Raw genomic sequence first — 21,227 nt, forward strand, 5'->3', positions numbered from 1 at the left:
CTGCAGGGGATCGGGCGGGGGGGAAGGGTCGGTGAGGAACCCGTTCCGTGACGAAACGGGCTCCGGCCGGATTTAAGGATTGAGCGTGGACAGCGGCTGGCGTGCGCCGGTGATGGCCTTCAGCTCGTCCAGCGACAGCACGCGCGTCCACATCGCCAGGTCGTTGAAGCCCATCACGCCCTTGAGCGCGCCGGGGTTGTTGCCCACGTAGTTGTGCGTGGCATCGTCGTTCACGCCCCAGCCGGTGCCGAGCCCGGCCAGCTTGGTCACGTCGGTATTGGTGATCGCCTTGTTCTCGGTCTTCTGCAGGCCCAGCACCGGATCGATGACATAGGCGCTGAAGCGCCTGGCTGTCGCATCGACCGACAGCGCCAGGTAGGCCCACTGGTTGGCCGACACCTTCATGCCGTTGATGTCGTCGCGTTTGCCGCTGCCGCTGCCCAGGTTGAAGCGGATCTCGCAGCTGCCGAACAGCGCGACGGCAATGCCGGGGTTGCCGCCCGAGATGTAGTTCTTGTTGGACAGGATGGGCTCGCCGGTGCCGTTGCCCTGGGTGCAGTCGGTGCGGAACCAGAAGCCGATGGTGAACTGCGGGCTCTGCGTGATATCGGCAGCGTTGTACGCCAGCTTGTAGCTGTCGACACGCGAGTCCAGCTGCAGCGACTGGCTGCTGAAGTTGTCGGCAGCCAGCGTGCCGCCGTCAAGGCTTGCCGCCCACGGGCCGAGCGTGGCGGCGTTCTTCGCATCGGCGAACGGCTTGCTGTCGAGGCTGAAGTACGTGGCCAGCCCATTGAGCAGCGTCGGCGCCAGCATGACCGGCTTGACGTAGTGGATCTGCGCCAGGTACGACACCGGCACGTCATTGCGCACCAGCGTGTAGTTGAACTGGTACAGGCCCGTGGCCATGTTGAAGGCCTTGTCGGTGAACTGCCGCACCTCAGGTCCCAGCGAGGCGATCTGCACGCCGTCGCGCAGCACGCGGGTGACGCCGAAGGCTTCGGTCGGGTTCTGCCAGCCCAGCGTGATGGCGTCGTTGTACTGGCTGATGCTGGCGCCGATGGCTCGCACGCCTGCGTTGGCGGTGGTCAGCGCCGAACCGTCCAGCCGCGTGGTGGCCGGGTCAAGCGCCACGCCGGCGTGGGCCAGCACGGTCGGGACGAGATCGGCTTCGGTCGGCAGCGCCGACAGGTCCGCCGGGGTGTCCGGCGCTGCTGCGCCAGGTTTGGCCAGCGCGCCGTTGAGCGCCTTGTTGGTGGCGAGGAAGGCGGTGCGGTTCTCCACCGTCGGCACCGTGGTGGTGGCGCCGGTGGCATCCAGGCCGTGGCTGGTGGTGACCATCACCAGCCAGTCTTCACCCGGCTGCCCCTGGCTGCGCGCGGCGACGGCGCCGAGCAGCTCGCCCAGCGCCTTGTCGATGCCGGCCAGGGCCGTGGCATAGGCGCCGTTGCCGAAGCCGCCGGCTTCTGCCGCCTGTGCCGGCGCGCTGTATTGCGCAAACACTACGCCATAGCCGGACTGCACCTGCCGCACGGCGTTCTGCGTGACGCAGCTGTCGACCCCGGCGCAGTCAATCAGCGTATCGAGCATGCCCGCTTCCTGCTCGGCCTTGAGCAGGCCCGGCAGCACCCCCGAACTGGTGGATGCGCCTTGCTGCAGGCCGGGTTTGCCGGCCGCGCGCAGGTAGCGGAATACGGTGGGGGCCTGCAGTGCGGTGCTGCCGGTATCGTCTTCGATGCCGTGGCGGTTGGCCCAGGCGCCGGTCAGCACCGTGGCCCAGCTGGGCGCGTCCAGCGGCGGCTGCGCGGTGATGGTGCCGGGCATGCCGCCGGTGGCGGTGGGCACCAGGTTCAGCCGGGCCAGGTTGGGCAGCTCGCGCCGCAGCAGCGCGCCCTGCACCTGGGCATAGGTGGCACCGTCCACGCCGACCAGCAGCACGCGCGGGCCGCCGGCACCGGCAGGCGGCGGGGTCTTGATGGTGGTGTCGTTCGGTGCGGTTGTCGGCGCGGTGTCATCGCCGCCGCCGCAGCCGGCCAGTGTTGCCGCCAGTGCGGCGATCATGGTGGCGGCCAGCACACGGCCGCGCGACATCCCCGCCAGCCTGTCCGGTGCAAGGTTCCCTGCCATCTTTGATTCCCCTGTTCATCTGCGTTGTTGTGCGCCGGCGGCAGGTGCCGCGTGGCGGATTGCGTTTGCCGCAATGCGCTCGCAGAGTAAGAACCGGGGTTGTCACCGTGGTGACAGCGGGGCAAAGAATGCTGATGGGGCTATTCGGATTCTTGAGGTGAGGGTGGCGCCAGCGTCCGTCCTATGCCTGCGGTGTGCCGCCGGCATCGCCTGCCTGGATCAGCAGCACCGCGTCGCGCTTGTCCAGCAGGTGCTGGCGCAGGATGGCCGCAAGCCGCTTGCCGTCGCGTGCTTCAAGTGCCTGCAGCATCTCTTCGTGGTCGCGGATGGCGCTGTCCCACTTCGGCTTCTGATAGTTGGAGCGGAAGCGCAGTGCCTGCAGTCGCCGGTTCACAGACAGATAGGTCTGGCGCAGCGCCGAATTGCGGGCCGCCAGGTTGATGCGGTCATGGATCTGGTGGTTGATGCGGTAATAGCCGGGCAGGTCGTCGTTTGCCCGGCAGGCCAGCATTGCATAGTGCAGGGCCTTGATCTCGGCCAGTTCCACGGCCGTGATGCGTTCACAGGCCAGTTCGCCGGAAAACGCTTCCAGCCCGCTCATCAGCTCAAACGTGTCCTGGATCTCCGCCCCGGACAGGCGCGAAACGGTTGCCCCGCGGTTGGGCGAGATATCGATCAGGCCCTCTGCCGCCAGCACCTTCAGGGCCTCGCGCAGCGGCGTGCGGGAGATGCCCAGGGTCTCGCACAGTTCGCGCTCATTGAGCTTCCTGCCCGGTTCCAGGGTGCCCTCGACGATGAACGTGCGCAGGTGGGCCACCACGGTGTCGTGCAAGCGTTGCCGTTCGAGCCTGGGCAGTACGGGGGCCGGCGAATCCGTGCCAGAAGTTGCGACAATTTGCATTCAAAATTCCTATCGCGTGATTGCGTTCAATTTTAGCAGACCCTTAACTGGAACTCAAAAACGCAAGTAAACCCTTGTATTGTGGGGTAAACGCTAGAGAATTTCGGCGCAATCCCGGCTGTTTTCTCGTCACTCCTCTGATAAAGTATTTTGCATTCAAAACTCAACAGGAGGAGTCAAATGCTTAATCTCAACTTCCATCCGGCCGGCCGCCACTTCCTGCAGATCCCCGGGCCGAGCCCGGTTCCCGATCGCATCCTGCGCGCCATCAGCTATCCGACCATCGATCATCGCGGCCCGGAATTCGGCGCGCTGGGCCTCAAGGTGCTGGACGGCATCAAGAAGATCTTCAAGACCGAGCAGCCGGTGGTGATCTATCCGGCTTCGGGCACGGGGGCCTGGGAAGCGGCGCTGTCGAACACGCTGAGCCCTGGCGACACGGTGCTGATGTTCGAGACCGGCCACTTCGCCACGCTGTGGAAGAAGATGGCCGAGAACCTGGGTATCAAGCCCGAATTCCTCGGCCTGCCGGGCGTGGAGGGCTGGCGCCACGGGGTGCAGGCCGACATGATCGAGGCCCGCCTGCGTGCCGACAGCGCGCATGTGATCAAGGCGGTGTGCGTGGTGCACAACGAGACCTCGACTGGCGTGACCTCGGATATCGCCGCCGTGCGCCGCGCCATCGATGCGGCCGGACACCCGGCGCTGCTGCTGGTCGACACCATCTCGGGGCTGGCGTCCGCCGATTACCGGCATGACGAGTGGGGCGTGGATGTGACCGTGTCCGGCTCGCAGAAGGGCCTGATGCTGCCGCCTGGCATCAGCTTCAATGCGGTCTCGCCCAAGGCCATCGCAGCTTCCCGCACGGCCCGGCTGCCGCGCAGCTTCTGGGGCTGGGATGAAATCATCGAGATGAACCGGACCGGCTACTGGCCCTATACCCCCAGCACGAACCTGCTTTATGGCCTGTCCGAAGCCCTCGACATGATCCTTGAGGAAGGGCTGGACAACGTCTTCACCCGCCACCAGCGCCTGGCCGAAGCCTGCCGCCGCGCGGTCAAGGCCTGGGGCCTGGAGATCCAGTGCGCGGACCCGGCCGTCTACAGCCCGGTGCTGACCGGCGTGATGATGCCCGAGGGGATCGACGCGGACGTGGTGCGCAGGAACATCTATGACCGCTTCAACATGTCGCTCGGCGCCGGCCTGGGCAAGGTCAAGGGCCGCATGTTCCGTATCGGCCATCTGGGCGACTGCAACGACCTCACGCTGATGGCCACGCTGGCCGGCTGCGAGATGGGCCTGAAGATCTCGGGCGTTTCGCTCGCGGGCAGCGGCACCGTTGCCGCCATGGACTATCTCGCCACGCACGCGACGCCGCTGCCGCTCAAGGCTGCCGCCTGACGCAGTCACTGCCTTCCGAGACGGGGGCGGGCGCCGCGCGTGCGCAACGCCCCCGCCGGACTGGTCGCAACGGATCAGCGCAGCACTGCCGTACCTGACAAAAAACAGAGGAGACGCTGTGGATACAACCCTGCAGGCGGGAACAAAGATCAGGACGTTCGAGGATGCGACCTATCGCAAGGTGAGCTGGAGGCTGGTGCCATTCCTGATGGTCTGCTTCCTGATCGCTTATCTCGATCGCGTCAACGTAGGTTTTGCCAAGCTCCAGATGTCGCAGCAACTGGGCTTCAGCGAAACCGTCTACGGGCTGGGCGCCGGGATTTTCTTTATCGGCTACTTCCTGTTCGAGGTGCCGAGCAACCTGGCATTGCACAAGTTCGGCGCCAAGGTGTGGATCGGCCGGATCATGATCACGTGGGGGATACTCTCTGCGTGCTTTGCGTTCGTGCAGACGCCAACCCAGTTCTACACGCTGCGCTTCCTGCTGGGCCTGGCCGAAGCCGGCTTCACGCCAGGCATCGTGTACTACCTGTCGTGCTGGTACCCGTCGCACCGGCGTGCCAAGATCATGGCCATCTACTGCATGGGCTCGCCGCTGTCCGGCATCATCGGCAACCCGCTGTCCGGCTTCCTGATGGGCAGCATGGCCGGCGTGTCTGGCCTGGGCGGCTGGCAATGGATGTTCGTCATCGAGGCGGTGCCGGCGGTGCTGCTGGGGTGCTTCTGCTTCTACTACCTGGACAACTCCATTGCCAAGGCCAAATGGCTGACCAGCGAGGAGAAGCAGGTCCTTGAACTGGCCAAGTCGGAAGACGTCAAGGCGGTGGACCCGCAGGCACGCGTCGGCAAGGTGTTTACCGATCCGCGCGTCTGGCTGATCAGCCTGATCTGCTTCTGCTATGTCACTGGCCAGTACGGCATCACGCTCTGGCTGCCCACGTTCATCAGGTCGACCGGTGTCAGCGACCCGCTCCATATCGGCATGCTGAGCGCGATACCGTATATGGCGGCCATTGTCTCGATGTACTTCTTCGGCCGCAGCGCCGACAAGCACCGCGAGCGGCGCTGGCATTTGATCATCCCGTGCATGATGGGCGCGATCGGTTTCCTGGCGTTGCCCTGGGTCATGCACAACACCGCGCTGTCCCTGGTGTTCCTGTCGATCGCCGCAGCCGGCATCCTGACCTGCACGCCGCTGTTCTGGTCCCTGCCGACGGCTTTCCTCAGCGGCGCGGCGTTGGCCACGGCCATCGCCATGAGCAACTCGATCGGCAACCTTGCCGGCTTTACCAGCGGCTACATGATCGGCTACCTGCGCGACGTGACCCAGAGCGGCAACAGTGCTTACTACATGATTGCCGGGATGCTGATGCTGGGTGCGTTCTGCATCTGGACAATACCTGCCCGCCTGGTCAATCGATAGCGAGTCAAGGCGGGGTGCGGCACCGTGCCGCTGCCCCGCCTGCCCATCACCTCGCAAACACTTCGCGCCCTTGCCGGCGCATGGAAGGCTCTCATGACAAACTCGTACCAACCGGTGCCAGACAGCCCCGGCCATCACGCGCCGTTCAGCGTGGTGGAAGCCACCGTTGCCAGCGCGCATGCCGCGATGCGCGACGGCAGGCTGACGGCGCGCCAACTGGCCAGCGCCTGCCTCGCGCGCATCTCGGCCTATGACCAGGGCGGCCCCGCCCTGCGCAGCATCCTGCAGCCCAACCCGCAGGCGCTGGAAGAGGCCGGCCGCATCGACGCCATGGCGGGCCGCAACCCCACGCGGCCGCTGGCGCCGCTGCATGGCATCCCGGTGCTGGTCAAGGACAACATCGAATGCGGCGGCATGGAAACCACCGCCGGCGCCGCCTGCCTGCGCGGCAACCTGTCCGCCGACGATGCCTTCGTCATCCGCCGGCTGCGCGAGGCGGGTGCCATCGTCCTGGCCAAGACCAACCTGCACGAGCTTGCCTCCGGCGGCGAGACGGTCAGCACCTTGTCTGGCCAGACCCTCAATCCCTATGACCTGACCCGCACGCCCGGCGGTTCCAGCGGCGGGACCGGCGCCGGCATCGCAGCCAGCTTCGGCCTGCTCGGCATCGGCACCGACGGGGTCAATTCCATCCGCTCGCCGGCCTCGGCCAACAACCTGGTCGGCCTGCGTCCGACCATGGGCCTGGTCAGCCGGGCCGGGCTGGTCCCTTGCGGGCTGACGCAGGACACCATCGGCCCGATCACCCGTACCGTCGCCGATACGGCGCTGCTGCTCGATGTCATCGCCGGCCATGACCCGGCCGACCCGGTCACCAGCCAGGGCGCGCCCCACATCCCGGCGAGCTATGCCGCCAGCCTCGACCGCGACGGACTCAGGGGGGCGCGCATCGGCGTGTTGCGCCATTTCTTCGGCGACCAGGATGTGCATCGTCCCGTCAACGCCGTGATGCAGGCAGCGCTGGCCACCATCGCTGCACAAGGCGCCGAGCTGATCGCGATTGAAGACGCCATCAGCCCGGACGAGCTGCTCGCGTCCACGCTTGTGCACCACTACGAGATGGAGCGCGATCTCGATGCCTACCTGGCGGGGCTGCCCCCCGGCGTCCCGGTGCGATCGATGCAGGACATCATCGCTGCCGGTTCTGTCCATCCAAGCGTGGCGGGCACCCTTACCACCGCGGCAGCGCTGAGGGAGCGGGAAGGGGAGTACCGCGAACGCCTGCAGCGCCAGCAGGCATTGCGCCAGCGGCTGCAGGACCTGATGGCGCGGCATCGGCTTGACGCGCTGGCATTTCCGCACCAGCGGCGCCTGGTGGCGCCGGTCGGCGAGACCCAGGCGGAGCGCAATGGCGTGCTCGCGTCGGCCACCGGCTTTCCGGCCATCGTGATTCCGGCCGGATTCTCGGCGCCGGACGGCAATGCCCCCCAAGGCGTACCGGTCGGGCTGGAGTTCTTTGGCCTGCCTTTCACCGAACCCGTGCTGATACGGCTGGCCTATGCGGCCGAGCAGGCCTTGCGCGCGCGCCGGCCGCCGCATTCGACGCCGGCGCTGGAATAGGCGCGCGCCGGAACGACGTTTTATCGCTGCTCTACAAACGCCCGCCGGACACGGCGGCGACAAGGTCGCGGACATAGCGCGACAACCTCGAAACGAGGAGGAGACAAAGATGGGCGCAGAAACAGTAGTTCAATCGCCGAATTCCCCACAGCAGCATGAGCTCGACCGGGCCATGGATGGCATCGGGGTGACGGCATCGCACAAGAAGATCATCCTCATGATCATGCTCGGGGTGATGTTCGATGTCTTCGAACAGAACGCCGTCGGCCTGATCGGCCCCATGCTGCGCGAGCAGTGGGGCATCTCGGTGGCGGAGATCGGCTTTCTCAATACGCTGACCTTCAGTGCCGCCGCGCTGGGACGCATCGGCTCCGGCTATATCGCGGACCGCTACGGCAGGCGCACGATGCTGAGCGCCAACCTGCTGCTGTTCACGCTGGGCGCCATCATCTGCGCGCTGGCACCGAACTATGGCGTGCTGGCGGCGGGACGCTTTATCGTCGGTATCGGCCTGGGCGGGGAGATCTCGATCGCCGTGACCATGCTGGCCGAGCTGTGCTCGACGCGCTTCCGCGGTACCGCGGTAGGCCTGGTCAGCGTAGGTAGCGGTGGCCTGGGCAATATGCTGGCGCCGGCCTTCGGCTTGGCGGTCTTCGCCATGTTCCCGGGTCCGGACAGCTGGCGCTGGCTCTTTGCCTGCCTGGTGCTGCCGGCATTCTTCGTCGTGTTCTACCGGCGCTTTATTCCGGAGACGCCGCGCTTCCTGCTGTCCAAGGGGCGCGTGGACGAGGCCAACCGGGTGCTGTCGGTGCTGGCATCCGGCCGCCTGGGCAAGCTCGACGGCGAGCCGACGCCCTATATCAAGGCCGCGATCCAGGACGACGCGCCGCGCACCAGGGTGCGCCTGAGCGATATCTTCAAGGGCCGCCTGGGACGGCGCACGATCGCGCTGGGGATTGCGGTGTCCATGACGTACGGCGCGCAGATCTCGGTGCTGACGCTGATGCCGACCATCCTGATGTCGCAGGGCTACACCATCTCCAAGAGCTTTCTCTTCACCATGGTGATGCAGAGCGGCAGCCTGTTCGGGGCGCTCGCGGCCTCATACTGCGGCTATCACTTTCCGCGCAAGCGGGTGCTGACGACAGGCGCGGGGCTGGCCTGCGCGGCCGGGTTGTGCTTCGGCTTCCTGACGTATAACGTGGGCCTGGTGCTGCTGTTTGGCGCGTGCTTCACGTTCTGCGTGGTGTTGCTGAACACGTCAATCTGGATCTTCGCGCCGGAGCAGTATCCCACCCACGTGCGCGCATTCGGCACCTCGCTGATCCTGGCGCTGGGCACCCTGGCCGGGGCGCTGACGCCGCTGATCAGCGGGCGCGTGTTCGAAACCTACGGCGTTGGCGGCATGTTCAGCATGCTCGCGGCGATGTACGCAGTGTTTGCGCTGGCCGTGCAGTTCGCGCCGGAAACCTTCGGCCGCGCCATGGGCGAGACCGCCGCCGACGACGAAGCCGTGCCTGCCGTCAGTGGCACCGCGGCCAGCGCTAGCGGTTCCTGAGACCGGCCCGCTCCCGGCAGCGTGCTGCGCGCGCTTGCGGGGAGCGGGATACCGGGCGATATTCATCCCTCATTCAAGGAAATACCCAAGGCATGACATCTTCCAATATCGATCGGGTCGCGCAGGCCCTGCTCAGCGCGCGTAGCGAACAGGGCTGCGCCGATGCAGAGCAATTCGCCACCGTGCTTGAGAATGCGGAACAGGCCTACGCCGTGCAGTCGGCCGTGGCCCGCGCGCTTGGCTGGCAAGCGACAGGCGCCGGCTACTGGAAATCCGGCGGCGCCTCGCGCGAGGCGGTGCTGACGCATGCCGAACTGCCGCTTGCAGGGGTCTGGACCAGCCCCGCGCATGCCGGCGACTGGCCTTTCACATGGCGCGGCATCGAGGCAGAGATTGCGTTGCGGCTGGGGCAGGGCGTTGACGCCGCGCAGGCTGCCGCCCTCGACTACGCCGGCGCGGCCGGGCTGATCGATGCGATGGCGGTGTCGATTGAAGTCGTCGATTCGCGCTGGCGGCAGTACCTCGCCGCGCCCGCGCTGCTGAAGCTGGCCGACCTGCAGTCCCACGGCGCACTGGTGCTTGGCCAGTGGCGTGACTATGCGGCGCGGGACTGGGCGGCACAGCATTGCCGGGTGCGGATCGGCACGCAAACCATCGAGCGCCGCGGCACCCACGCGCTGGGCGATCCGGCCTTTGGACTGGCCGCCTGGCTGCGCCACGCCACGCGCGACGGGCGACGCGTAGAGGCCGGCACGGTCGTCACCACCGGCACCTGGGTCGGCATCCTGGACGCATCGGCAGGCGACCTGGTGACCGCGGAGTTCGATGGCATCGGCGAGGCCTCGGTCCAGCTCTGAGGGCGGCGTTGCCCTTGACGGGGCGTCAGCTGCGCAAGCCGACGCCCTGCATGATGATCCGCAGCACCCACGCGGCCACGCCCAGTGCCGCCACGCTGGCGGCCCAGATCAGCACCAGCCAGCCGATGCGCCGCAGCCAGGTGCCGGTCCCCGGGCGCTGTGTATCCATATCCATCAGTGGTAGCCCTCGCCGTGGCGCACCTTGCCGCGGAAAACGTAGTAGGCCCACACCGTGTACATCAGGATGAAGGGGATGATGAACAGCGCCCCCACCAGCGCAAAGCCCTGGCTTTGCGGCGGCGCGGCGGCGTCCCAGATCGAGATTCCCGGCGGGATGATATTGGGCCAGACGCTGATGGCCAGCCCGCTGTAGCCCAGGAACACCAGCCCCAGCGCGTACATGAACGGCGAGATATCCGGCTCATGCCGCAGCGCGCGCATCAGCATGAACATGCACAGCGCCACCAGGATCGGCACCGGCGAGAACCAGAACAGGTTGGGCAGGCTGAACCAGCGCTCGGCAATCTCGGGATGCGTCAGCGGCGTCCACAGGCTGATCACCGCGATCACCGCCAGCAGCAGCCACGCCAGCGAGCCGGTCAGCTTGATCATGCGCTGCTGCAACTCGCCCTCGGTCTTCATGATCAGCCAGGTGCTGCCCAGCACCGTGTAGGCCACCATCAGCCCCATGCCGCAGAACAGCGGGAAGGGCGTGAGCCAGTCCAGCGGCCCGCCGGCAAAGCGGTGGCCCTCCAGCTTGATGCCGTCGATATAGGCGCCCAGCGCCACGCCCTGGAAGAAACTGGCCGTGCCCGAGCCCAGGATGAAGGCGGCGTCCCACACCGGGCGCTCGCGGTCGTTGGCCTTGAAGCGGAACTCGAACGCCACGCCGCGGAAGATCAGGCCCAGCAGCATCAGCATCAGCGGCAGGTAGAGCGCGCTCAGCACCACTGAATACGCCAGCGGGAACGCCGCCAGCAGTCCGGCGCCGCCCAGCACCAGCCAGGTCTCGTTGCCGTCCCAGACCGGTGCCACCGTGTTCATCATCACGTCGCGGTCATGCCGGTCCGGCACGAACGGATAGAGCATGCCGATACCCAGGTCGAAGCCGTCCATCACCACGTACATCATCACGCCGAAGAAGATGATGAAGATCCAGAGAAGCGAGAGGTCGATGCCCATGGTGTCAGCTCCGGGTGCGTGCAGTGGTGGCGGGGGCGAGCGCTTCGTCGTCATCCACGGCCGACAATGGCCGTGCCGGCGTATGCCCGCGTCCGGGGCCGCCTTCCGGCTTGGCTTCTTCCAGCGCCGGACCCTTGCGCACCAGCCGCATCATGTAGGCGATGCCGACGCCGAACACGAAGAGGTAGGCCACCACGAAGATCGCCAGCGTCGTTGCCAGTTCGGGCACGCCGTGCGGCGACACCGCGTCGGCGGTGCGCTGCAGCCCGTAGACTACCCACGGCTGGCGTCCGACCTCGGTGGTGAACCAGCCGGCCAGGATGGCGATCAGGCCGGTGGGCCCCATCCACAACGCCATATGCAGGAAGCCGCGCGAGCGGTACATGCGCTCGCCCCGGCGCAGCAGCAGGCTCCACACGCCCAACAGGATCATCAGCAGCCCCAGCCCCACCATCACGCGGAACGACCAGAACAGAATGGTGGAATTGGGCCGGTCCTGCGGCGCGAACTCCTTCAGGCCCTTGATCTGTCCGTCCCAGGAATGGGTCAGGATCAGGCTGCCCAGGCGCGGCACCTCGACCGCGAAGCGCGTCTCTTCGCGCGCCATGTCGGGCCAGCCGAACAGCAGCAGCGGCAGGCCTTCATTGCCTTTGTTCTCCCAGTGGCCTTCCAGCGCGGCGATCTTGGCGGGCTGGTGCTTGAGCGTGTTCAGGCCGTGCATGTCGCCGATCACGGCCTGGATCGGCGCGACGATCAGCAGCATCCACATTGCCATCGACAGCATCTTGCGGATGGCGGGGTTGTCGCGCCCGCGCAGCAGGTGCCAGGCGGCGGACGCGCCGACGAACAGCGCGGTGGCCAGGAATGCCGCCACGCTCATATGCACCAGGCGGTAGGGGAACGACGGGTTGAAGATGACTTCGAACCAGTTGGTCGGCACTACGCGGCCGTTGATGATCTCGAAGCCCGCCGGCGTCTGCATCCAGCTGTTGGAGGCCAGGATCCAGGTGGCGGAGATCAGCGTGCCGAGCGCCACCATCACCGTGGCAAAGAAATGCAGCCCCGGCCCGACGCGGTTCCAGCCGAACAGCATCACGCCCAGGAAGCCCGCTTCCAGGAAGAAGGCGGTCAGCACCTCATAGGTCAGCAGCGGCCCGGTGATGCTGCCCGCGAACTCCGAGAAGAAGCTCCAGTTGGTGCCGAACTGATAGGCCATCACCAGCCCGGACACCACCCCCATGCCGAAATTGACGGCAAAGATCTTGGACCAGAAGTGGTAGAGGTCTCGGTAATGCGGGCGCTGCGTGCGCAGCCAGCAGCCTTCCAGCACCGCCAGGTAGGCGGCCAGGCCAATGGTGATCGCCGGAAAAATGATGTGGAAGGAAATCGTGAACGCAAACTGCGTGCGGGCGAGGTCTAGCGCGGTCAAACCAAACATTGTTGTTCTCCGTGGCGCTGGCCTGGCGCACGCCTGGGACGGGCGCGGCGCTGCCGTCTGGCAGGCCGGGGCTGGTCGGCAGGGAGCGCCGGGGCGCGGGCCGTAGGCGCGTGCGGTAAGAGTAGTGTACGCCGCGCGCGCAGCAAAGGGCACCGTTGCTGCCGGTGGCGTACGGGTGACATATCGCCGCACCCCGTGCCGCCGGCGCCGCTTCACGCGGCCCGTTGCCCTTGTCGATGGCGACCATGCTAACGGAGCCGAAATGAACCGAACAGCATCACCTCATTGAAAAAATACCGTATCAGTTTTGCGCGGCGCAGCAGAGGCAGCGGCTGACAAGCAAGGCAAAGAAGTGCATAGTCATGCGCTTCCCAGAAGCCTTTGAACATCGCGTCCGCCACTGCCTGACGCGGCCCCGCTTGCCATGGATTCGACCTTGCTGATCGTGATCGCCGGCGCCGCCGTGGCCGGCTTTGTCCAGGGGCTGTCGGGCTTTGCCTTCGGCATGGTGGCGATGTCGTTCTGGGCCTGGGCGATCGAGCCGCAGCTGGCGTCGGCCATGACCGTGTTCGGCGCGCTTACCGGCCAGCTGCTGGCGGCGGTGTCGGTGCGGCGCGGGCTGTCGTGGCGGAGGCTGTGGCCGTTCGTGGCCGGCGGCGTGGCCGGCATCCCCCTGGGCGTGGCGATCCTGCCGATGCTCGACGCACAGTGGTTCAAGGTCGTGCTCGGCGGCTTCCTGACCCTGTGGTGCCCGGTGATGCTGATGGTGCGCAAGTTGCCCCATATCGGCGTGGGCGGGCGCGTGGCCGATGGCGTGGCCGGTGCGGCCGGCGGCGTGATGGGCGGCATCGGTGGTTTTACCGGCGTGGTCCCCACGCTGTGGTGCACGCTGCGCGGCTTCGACAAGGACGAACAGCGCGCGGTGATCCAGAACTTCAACCTCGCCACGCTGGCCATGACCATGGCCGCGTATGTGGGCAAGGGCATCGTCACGCGCGAGATGCTGCCGATGTTCCTGGTGGTGGCGCCCGCGATGCTGGTGCCAACGCTGCTGGGCACGCGGCTCTACCTGGGCATCAGCGAGGCCACCTTCCGCAAGGTCGTGCTGACGTTGCTGACCGTATCCGGCGTGGCGCTGCTGGCCACGTCGGCGCCGGTGTTGATGGCGCGTGCGGGCTAGACGGCCCTGACCTGCGCCGCAGCCTCGCGCAGGCATTCCACCAGCTGGTCGGTGCCGAGCGACGGCGCCCGTTCGCGCAGCGTGATGATGCCGACCGGGGGCAGGTCGACAGGCACGGCCATCTTCAGCACGTGCAACCGGCCTTCCTCCTGCAACGACAGCGCCACCGACTCAGCCATGAAGCCGGCCGCGCCGCGCTGGCCGACGAAGGTGGCCTGCGCCAGGTAGGACGAGGTCTCGATGACATCCTGCGGCGGGTGCAGGCCGTGGCGATAGAAGGCCTGCTCGATCTTCACGCGCAGCGAGGCCCACGGCGGCGGCAGCACGCAGGGCATCGCCGCCAGGTCGGCCCAGCTGGGGCGGGCCTTGCGCGCGAGCTTGTGGCCGCGCCGGACCACGACCACCATCGGTTCTTCATAGAGGGCTTCGGTCAGCAGGTCCGGCGCCGCATAGCCCGGCTCCAGCCGGCCCACGATCAGGTCCAGCTCGCGCAGCCGCAGCTTGGGCAGCAGGTGGGTCAGGTCGCCTTCCTCCACCAGCACGGTGGCGCGCGCGTGGCGGTCCTTGAGCGCGCCCACGGCCTGCGCCAGCAGCACCGGCAGCGCCGCCCCCATCGAGCCCACGCGGATGCGGCCGGAAGCGCCGCTCTGCACCGCGGCGATCTCGTCGCGGGTCTGCTCGTACTGGGCCAGCACCGAGCGCGCAAAGCGCACCAGCGATTCACCGGCGGGGGTGGGCTCGGTGCCGCGGGTGGAGCGCGTGAACAGCGACAGACCCAGCATCCTTTCGACTTCGGTCAGCACCTTGGACACTGCCGGCTGGCTCACGGACAGGAACTCAGCGGTGCGGCCGAGGTGGCGGAACTCATCCAGCGCCACCAGCAGTTGCAGGTGGCGCAGCTTGATATTGGAGCGCAGCGCGCGATCGATCTGGACCATGCCACCAGTCTATCTAACCTTAAGGTTATGAAGCAATGCCGTTCTTTGATTGGATTGTTATGTTGAGGCGCGACAGAATGCGGGGCATGACGAGGCTGGCTGCGCCGGTCCCGCCGATAATCAGAACATCGGAGACACCCGCAAATGACCCAAGGATTCCCCATCGATTCCAAGCGCCGCCGCCTGCTCATCGGAGCCGCAGCGGGTGCCGCCGCGGGCGCTGCCGGCGTGCTGCTGCCTGCCGCGCGGGCGCTGGCCGCCGAGTATCCGGAGCGTCCCATCACCTTCATCTGCCCATGGCCGGTCGGCGGCACCGCCGACCAGTCGATGCGCGCGCTGTGCCAGGTGGCGAGCGGCATCCTCAAGCAGTCGATCGTGGTCGAGAACCGCGCCGGCGCCTCCGGCATGATCGGCACCAAGGCCCTGGCGCGCGCCAATCCGGACGGCTACACCATCGGCCAGATCCCGATCTCGGTGACGCGCTTCGCGCAGCTCGGCATGCTGCAGCTGGATCCGCGCAGCGAGCTGACCTACCTGGCGCGCACCTCCGGCCAGACCTTCGGCATCGCCGTGCCGGCCAGCTCGCGCTACCAGACGCTGCAGGACGTGGTGGCCGCCGCCAAGGCCAGCCCCGGCAAGATCACCTATGCGCACGCCGGCATCGGCGGCGCGACCCACGTCGGCATGGAGCAGTTCGCGCTGGCCGCGGGCATCCAGTTCAACGCGATCGCCTACAAGGGCGGCGCCGCCGCGCTGCAGGACGTGCTGGCCGGGCAGGTCGACCTGCTGGCCGATTCCAGCTCATGGGCGCCGCACGTGGAAGCCGGCAAGCTGCGCCTGCTGGCCACCTGGGGCGAACAGCGCGCGACCCGCTTCAAGGACACGCCGACGCTCAAGGAGCTGGGCTACAACGTGGTGGTGGAAGCGCCCAACGGCATCGGCGCCCCGAAGGGCCTGCCGCCCGCCGTGGAAAAGAAGCTGCGCGACGCCTTCCGCGCCGCGGTGGCCAGCAACGAGTTCAAGCAGGTGGCGGCGCGCCTGGATGCGCCCGTGATGTACCTGGACGGCCCTGACTACAAAAAGTACGTGGCCAGCGTCTATGACCAGGAAACCCAGCTGATCCAGCGCCTCAAGCTGAAAGAGCTGCTGCAGCAAGGCTGATTGCCGTCCAAGGCCAAGTCCAAGTGAATCCCAATCCCGTCATCCGCCTGCACGCCAACGACAACGTGCTGGTCGCCCGCAGCGACCTCAGCCTTGGCCAGCAGCTGGCCGACCCCGCCGTGCGCGTGCGCGCACAGGTGCCGGCCGGCCACAAGATCGCTGCCTGCGCCATCGCCGCCGGCACGCCGGTGCGCAAGTTCGACACCGTCATCGGCGTGGCCGCGCGCGATATCGCCCAGGGCGACCACGTGCATTCGCACAACCTGACCCTGGTCGATTTCTACCGCGACCCGGCGTTCTGCCAGGACGTGCGGCCGGTGGACTACGTGCCCGAGGCCCGGCGCGCCACCTTCAACGGCTTTGTGCGCCCGGACGGGCGCGTGGGCACGCGCAATTTCATCGGCATCCTGTCGTCGGTCAATTGCTCGTCCACCGTGATCCGCCAGATTGCCGCGCATTTCACAGCGCAGCGGCTGGCAGCGTATCCGAATGTCGATGGCGTGGTGGCGTTCGCGCAGACCAGCGGCTGCGGCATGTCATCGCCGAGCGAGCACTTCGACGTGCTGCGCCGCACGCTGGCCGGCTACGCGCGCCATCCCAACCTGGCCGGCGTGCTGATCGTCGGCCTGGGCTGCGAGCGTAACCAGGTGGCCTCACTGGTGGAATCGCAGGGGCTTGAACCCGGCCCCGCGGTGCACACGCTGGTGATGCAGGATAGCGGCGGCACGCGCGCCACCATTGCCGCAGGCATCCGCGCGATCGAATCGATGCTGCCCGCGGCCAATGCCGCAGTGCGCCAGCCGGTATCGGCCAGCCATCTGAAGATCGGGCTGGAATGCGGAGGATCGGATGGTTTTTCCGGCATCAGCGCCAATCCGGCGCTGGGCGCGGCTATGGATATCCTGGTGCGCCATGGCGGCACCGCCATCCTGTCCGAGACCCCGGAAATCCACGGTGTGGAGTTCATGCTGACGCGCCGCGCGGTGACGCCCGAGGTCGGCCAGAAGCTGCTGGACCGCCTGGCCTGGTGGGAGCGCTACACCGCCGGCCACAACGCCCAGTTCAACGGCGTGGTCGGCCACGGCAACCAGCAGGGCGGCCTGGCCAATATCTTCGAGAAATCGCTGGGCTCGGCCATGAAGGGCGGCACCACGCCGCTGCAGGCGGTGTACGAATACGCCGAGCCGATCGACCAGGCTGGCTTTGTGTTCATGGACTCGCCCGGCTATGACCCGGTGGCCGTCACCGGCCAGATCGCCAGCGGCGCCAACCTGATCTGCTTTACCACGGGCCGCGGTTCGATGTTCGGCTCCAAGCCCGCGCCGACGATCAAGCTCGCATCCAACTCGGCGATGTACCACCGTCTGGAAGAAGACATGGACATCAACTGCGGGCTGGTGCTCGACGGCGAACTGACCGTGCCGCAGATGGGCCAGCGGATTTTCGAACATATCCTGCGCGCGGCCTCCGGCGAGCCGACCAAGAGCGAGGCGCTGGGCCTGGGCGACAACGAGTTCGTGCCGTGGCACCTCGGCATCGTCAGCTGAGCCGCCTCCCGCCAATCTTTCTTCCTCCATACTTATGCTGACGCTCTCCGAGCAAGCGCTGCTGCGCAGCCAGAACCTGATTGACGACCGGTGGTGCGATGCCGGCCTTGGCGCACGCCTGCCGGTCGCCGACCCGGCCACCGGCGAGACCTTTGCCAACGTGCCAGACAGCGATGCCGGCGATGCCCGCCTTGCCGTCGATGCCGCCGCTGCCGCTTTCCCGGCATGGAGCCGCCGGCCCGCGCGCGAACGCGCCCAGTTGCTCAAGCGCTGGCATGCGCTGATCCTTGCGCACCAGGATGACCTGGCGCGCATCATCTCGACTGAGCAGGGCAAGCCCCTCAAAGAGGCACGCGGCGAGGTGCAGTACGGCGCGTCTTATGTCGAGTGGTTTGCCGAAGAGGCCACGCGCATCTGCGGCGATATCGTCGCTGAAGCCGTGCCGGGCCGCAAACTGCTGGTGCTGAAGGAGCCGGTGGGCGTGGTCGCGGCGATCACGCCGTGGAACTTCCCGCTGGCGATGATCGCCCGCAAGATCGCCCCGGCGCTTGCCGCCGGTTGCACGGTGGTGGCCAAGCCCGCCGAGGACACCCCGCTGACCGCGCTGGCGCTGGTATGGCTGGCGCAGCAAGCCGGCATGCCCGCGGGCGTGCTCAACATCGTCACCGCATCGCGCGAGCACACGCCGGGCGTGGTCGATGCCTGGCTGGCCGACAGCCGCGTGCGCAAGATCACCTTTACGGGCTCCACGCCCGTGGGCAAGCACCTCGCGCGCGAATCTGCGGCCACGCTGAAAAAGCTGTCGCTGGAGCTGGGCGGCAACGCGCCCTTCATCGTCTTCGAGGATGCCGATCTCGATGCCGCCGCCGATGGCCTGATGGCGTCCAAGTTCCGCAACGGCGGCCAGACCTGCGTGTGCCCGAACCGGGTCTATGTGCATGACGCCGTGCACGACGCCTTTGTCGAGCGCCTGGCACAGCGCGTTGGCGCGCTCCATGTCGGTCCGGCCACGGAAGAGGCCGCGCAGATCGGCCCCATGATCAATGCCCGCGCCGTCGACAAGATCGCACGCCACGTGGAAGACGCCGTCGCCCGGGGCGCGCGCGTTGTCACCGGCGGCAAGCGCGTGCGCACCGCCGATGGCCCCGCACTACTACGCACCGACGGTGCTGGCCGATGCGACCCCCGCGATGGAGCTGTCGTGTGAAGAGACCTTCGGCCCGGTCGCGCCGATCTTCCGCTTCCGCGATGAAGCCGAGGTGATCCGCGACGCCAACGACACCCCGTTCGGCCTGGCTGCTTACTTCTATTCCAACGACATCCGCCGCATCTGGCGCGTGGCGCAGGCGCTGGAAACCGGCATGGTGGGCATCAACGAAGGCGCGATCGCGGCCGAGGCGGCGCCGTTCGGCGGCGTCAAGGAATCGGGCTACGGGCGCGAGGGCTCGCGCCACGGGCTGGACGACTACATGCATACCAAGTACCTTTGCCAGGGCCAGCTCGGCTGAAGCGCCGGGCTCATCGATCATCGAACCGGAACACACCATGCCCGCAAACAATCCCTTCAAGACCGCGCTGGCCGCCCGCCAGGCGCAGATCGGCCTGTGGCTGTCGATGGCAACGCCGTACCTGGCCGAAGTGTCCGCCACGGCAGGCTTTGACTGGCTGCTGATCGACGGTGAACACGCCCCCAACGACCTGCGCTCGACACTGCACGCGCTGCAGGCGGTGGCGCCATACCCGGTCCAGCCCGTGGTGCGCGCCGTCGCCGGTGAAGTGCCGCTGATCAAGCAGTTGCTCGACATCGGCGCGCGCAGCCTGCTGGTGCCGATGGTGGATACCGCGGAACAGGCGCGCATGGTGGTCAGCGCCACGCGCTACCCGCCGCAAGGCATCCGCGGCGTGGGCAGCGCGATTGCGCGCGCCTCGCAGTGGAGCGCCCGCACCGACTACCTCGATGTGGCCGACGATGAAATCTGCCTGCTGGTGCAGGCCGAGACCGTCTCCGCATTGCAGAACCTGGAAGCGATCTGCGCGGTGGACGGCATCGACGGCGTCTTCATCGGCCCGGCCGACCTGGCTGCGTCGATGGGCCACCGCGGCCGCCCCGGCCACCCGGAGGTGCAGGCCGCCATCGAAGGCGCGATGCGCACCATCATCGCCAGCGGCAAGGCCGCCGGCACGCTGACGTCGGACCCGGCACTGGCACGCCGCTACCTGGACCTGGGCTGCACCTTCGTGGCCACGGGCGTGGACGTGATGCTGTACGCCAACGCCGCGCGCAAGCTTGCCGCATCGTTCCGCGAGCAGCCCTCTGAAGCTCCCGCCGCAGACAAGCCTTCCGCCGCGTACTGACCCGTATCTCCTTCGCCTTACACACATGCCAGCCGAAACCCCGACCCCAGACATCACCTTGCGCGCGATGCAGGCCATCGTTGGTGCAAGCGCCTGCCGCAGCGGCGACGCCGACACGCAGGCCTACGTCACCGACTACCGCGGCATCTACCGCGGCCAGGCCCAGGTAGTGGTGCTGCCGTCATCGACGGAAGAGGTCAGCCAGGTGCTGCAGTGGTGCCATGCCCGGCGTGTGCCGGTGGTGCCGCAGGGCGGCAATACCTCGCTGATGGGCGGCGCCGTGCCGGACGACAGCGGCACCGCCGTGGTCGTCAACCTCAGCCGCATGAACCGCGTGCTGGACCTCGACACCATCAACGACACCATGACCGTGCAGTCCGGCGTCACGCTGAGCGCGGCGCGCAGCGCCGCCGAGGCCGGGCAACGCCTGTTCCCGCTGCGCATCGGCTCCGAAGGCTCATGCCAGATCGGCGGCAACCTGTCGACCAATGCCGGCGGCACCGCGGTGCTGCGCTACGGCAATATGCGCGACCTCGTGCTCGGCATCGAGGTGGTGCTGCCCGATGGCCGCATCTACTCATCGCTGCGCGGCCTGCGCAAGGACAACACCGGCTACGACCTCAAGCAGCTGTTCGTCGGCGCGGAAGGTACGCTCGGCATCATCACCGGCGCCGTGCTCAAGCTGATGCCGCAGCCGCGCAGCAGCGCCGTGGCCTTTGTCGCCGTACAGGACCCCGCCGCGGCCGTGGCCTTGCTGGGTGAAGCCAAGCGCCTGTCCGGCCAGGCCGTGACCGCGTTCGAGCTGATCTCGCGGCCCGCGCTGGAACTGGTGCTTGAATATCTTGGCAACGTGGCTTCGCCGCTGCAGGACAAGCACGAGTGGATGGTGCTGATCGAACTCACCTCCGGGACCGATGCGGAAAGCCTCAACGCCACGCTGATGGAAATCCTCGAATCCGGCTTCAGCCAGGGCCTGGTGCAGGACGCCGCAGTGGCCGCCAGCCTGTCCGACGCCCAGACTTTCTGGCGCATCCGCGAAGAGATCTCCGACGCCCAGACCCGCACCGGCGGCAGCATCAAGTGCGATGTCTCGGTGCCGCTGTCGCGCATCGCTACGTTTGTGGAGGAAGCCTCGGCCAGGGTGCTGGAGCTGGTGCCGGACGCGTGCATGGTGATCGACGGCCATATGGGCGACGGCAATGTGCACTTCAACCCGCTGCGACCCAGGGATCAGCCTGGAAAAGAGTTCCTGGCGCAGTGGTATGAGCGGGTCTCGGCACTGGTCGACGGCATGGCCCATGCGGAAAACGGCTCGATCTCGGCCGAGCACGGCATCGGCGTGGCCAAGCGCGACGACCTGACGCGCTACAAGTCCCAGGTGGAACTGGAGCTGATGTGGCAGGTGAAGCAGGCGCTTGATCCGTTGAACCTGCTGAATCCGGGCAAGGTGCTGCCGACGCCGGCCCGATAGCTCACCGCTATTCCACACCACGGAACGCGGGCAGGGCGCGCGTAGCAGGAATCGCCCATCTGGGCTAAGGT

General features: G+C 67.3%; 16 protein-coding genes and 1 pseudogene. 11 read left to right on the forward strand and 6 right to left on the reverse strand.

From position 1 onward, the window contains the following. Nucleotides 1-72: 72 nt before the first annotated feature. Both AC3WQZ_RS11685 and AC3WQZ_RS11690 read right to left on the reverse strand, forming a co-directional pair. The gene (locus tag AC3WQZ_RS11685) at nt 73-2,124 is read right to left on the reverse strand and encodes a LamG-like jellyroll fold domain-containing protein (protein ID WP_492296983.1); all 2,052 of its coding nucleotides are present in this window, start codon (nt 2,122-2,124) and stop codon (nt 73-75) included. Nucleotides 2,125-2,305: 181 nt separating this feature from the next. Beyond that, nucleotides 2,306-3,025, reverse strand: coding sequence for a GntR family transcriptional regulator (locus AC3WQZ_RS11690; protein ID WP_439669954.1), 720 nt, complete (start codon nt 3,023-3,025; stop codon nt 2,306-2,308). 180 nt (nt 3,026-3,205) lie between these two features. Here AC3WQZ_RS11690 and AC3WQZ_RS11695 point away from each other — a divergent pair, with 180 nt between their 5' ends. The 5 genes from AC3WQZ_RS11695 (at nt 3,206) to AC3WQZ_RS11715 (ending at nt 9,884) form a co-directional block, all read left to right on the forward strand. After that, nucleotides 3,206-4,426, forward strand: a complete 1,221-nt coding sequence (locus AC3WQZ_RS11695) for a pyridoxal-phosphate-dependent aminotransferase family protein (RefSeq protein WP_010814096.1) — start codon at nt 3,206-3,208, stop codon at nt 4,424-4,426. A gap of 118 nt (nt 4,427-4,544) precedes the next feature. Further along, the gene (locus tag AC3WQZ_RS11700; RefSeq protein ID WP_492300577.1) at nt 4,545-5,849 is read left to right on the forward strand and encodes an MFS transporter; all 1,305 of its coding nucleotides are present in this window, start codon (nt 4,545-4,547) and stop codon (nt 5,847-5,849) included. Between the two features lie 93 nt (nt 5,850-5,942). Beyond that, nucleotides 5,943-7,469, forward strand: a complete 1,527-nt coding sequence (locus AC3WQZ_RS11705) for an amidase family protein (RefSeq protein ID WP_492300578.1) — start codon at nt 5,943-5,945, stop codon at nt 7,467-7,469. A gap of 109 nt (nt 7,470-7,578) precedes the next feature. Then, nucleotides 7,579-9,027 (forward strand): MFS transporter, encoded by a 1,449-nt coding sequence (locus tag AC3WQZ_RS11710; protein WP_037025473.1) that lies wholly within the window; start codon nt 7,579-7,581, stop codon nt 9,025-9,027. Nucleotides 9,028-9,119: 92 nt separating this feature from the next. Beyond that, nucleotides 9,120-9,884, forward strand: coding sequence for a fumarylacetoacetate hydrolase family protein (locus AC3WQZ_RS11715; RefSeq protein WP_058697059.1), 765 nt, complete (start codon nt 9,120-9,122; stop codon nt 9,882-9,884). Between the two features lie 25 nt (nt 9,885-9,909). Here the strand turns inward: AC3WQZ_RS11715 and AC3WQZ_RS11720 are convergent, their stop codons facing one another. From AC3WQZ_RS11720 to AC3WQZ_RS11730, 3 genes are read right to left on the reverse strand one after another with little or no spacing between them, the layout of a single operon-like run. After that, a complete protein-coding gene (locus AC3WQZ_RS11720) occupies nt 9,910-10,059 on the reverse strand; it encodes a DUF2474 domain-containing protein (protein WP_084187059.1) in 150 nt (49 codons plus the stop codon). After that, on the reverse strand, nt 10,059-11,066 hold the full coding sequence (gene cydB, locus AC3WQZ_RS11725; RefSeq protein WP_492300580.1) for a cytochrome d ubiquinol oxidase subunit II: 1,008 nt from the start codon (nt 11,064-11,066) through the stop codon (nt 10,059-10,061). Before cydB ends, AC3WQZ_RS11720 begins: the two co-directional genes overlap by 1 nt. Before the next feature lie 4 nt (nt 11,067-11,070). After that, the gene (locus AC3WQZ_RS11730) at nt 11,071-12,504 is read right to left on the reverse strand and encodes a cytochrome ubiquinol oxidase subunit I (RefSeq protein WP_011617059.1); all 1,434 of its coding nucleotides are present in this window, start codon (nt 12,502-12,504) and stop codon (nt 11,071-11,073) included. A 424-nt stretch (nt 12,505-12,928) separates the two neighbouring features. Here AC3WQZ_RS11730 and AC3WQZ_RS11735 point away from each other — a divergent pair, with 424 nt between their 5' ends. Then, nucleotides 12,929-13,684: a sulfite exporter TauE/SafE family protein gene (locus tag AC3WQZ_RS11735; protein ID WP_011617060.1), complete on the forward strand. Its 756-nt coding sequence runs from the start codon at nt 12,929-12,931 to the stop codon at nt 13,682-13,684. On the opposite strand, the gene AC3WQZ_RS11740 is transcribed toward AC3WQZ_RS11735, so the two are convergent. Next, nucleotides 13,681-14,622 (reverse strand): LysR substrate-binding domain-containing protein, encoded by a 942-nt coding sequence (locus AC3WQZ_RS11740; RefSeq protein ID WP_492300581.1) that lies wholly within the window; start codon nt 14,620-14,622, stop codon nt 13,681-13,683. The genes AC3WQZ_RS11735 and AC3WQZ_RS11740 overlap by 4 nt on opposite strands. Nucleotides 14,623-14,766: 144 nt before the next feature. Here AC3WQZ_RS11740 and AC3WQZ_RS11745 point away from each other — a divergent pair, with 144 nt between their 5' ends. From AC3WQZ_RS11745 to AC3WQZ_RS11765, 5 genes and pseudogenes are all read left to right on the forward strand, one after another. After that, nucleotides 14,767-15,783, forward strand: a complete 1,017-nt coding sequence (locus AC3WQZ_RS11745; protein WP_492300583.1) for a tripartite tricarboxylate transporter substrate binding protein — start codon at nt 14,767-14,769, stop codon at nt 15,781-15,783. A gap of 23 nt (nt 15,784-15,806) precedes the next feature. Continuing rightward, nucleotides 15,807-17,330 (forward strand): UxaA family hydrolase, encoded by a 1,524-nt coding sequence (locus AC3WQZ_RS11750; RefSeq protein WP_492300584.1) that lies wholly within the window; start codon nt 15,807-15,809, stop codon nt 17,328-17,330. A 34-nt stretch (nt 17,331-17,364) separates the two neighbouring features. Beyond that, nucleotides 17,365-18,838, forward strand: a pseudogene (locus AC3WQZ_RS11755) (NAD-dependent succinate-semialdehyde dehydrogenase). Nucleotides 18,839-18,875: 37 nt separating this feature from the next. Further along, nucleotides 18,876-19,685, forward strand: a complete 810-nt coding sequence (gene hpaI, locus AC3WQZ_RS11760; protein ID WP_492300585.1) for a 4-hydroxy-2-oxoheptanedioate aldolase — start codon at nt 18,876-18,878, stop codon at nt 19,683-19,685. 25 nt (nt 19,686-19,710) lie between these two features. Beyond that, a complete protein-coding gene (locus AC3WQZ_RS11765; protein ID WP_492300586.1) occupies nt 19,711-21,156 on the forward strand; it encodes an FAD-binding oxidoreductase in 1,446 nt (481 codons plus the stop codon). Nucleotides 21,157-21,227: the final 71 nt, after the last annotated feature.

This window comes from Cupriavidus sp. FW305-26 (genome assembly GCF_058787975.1).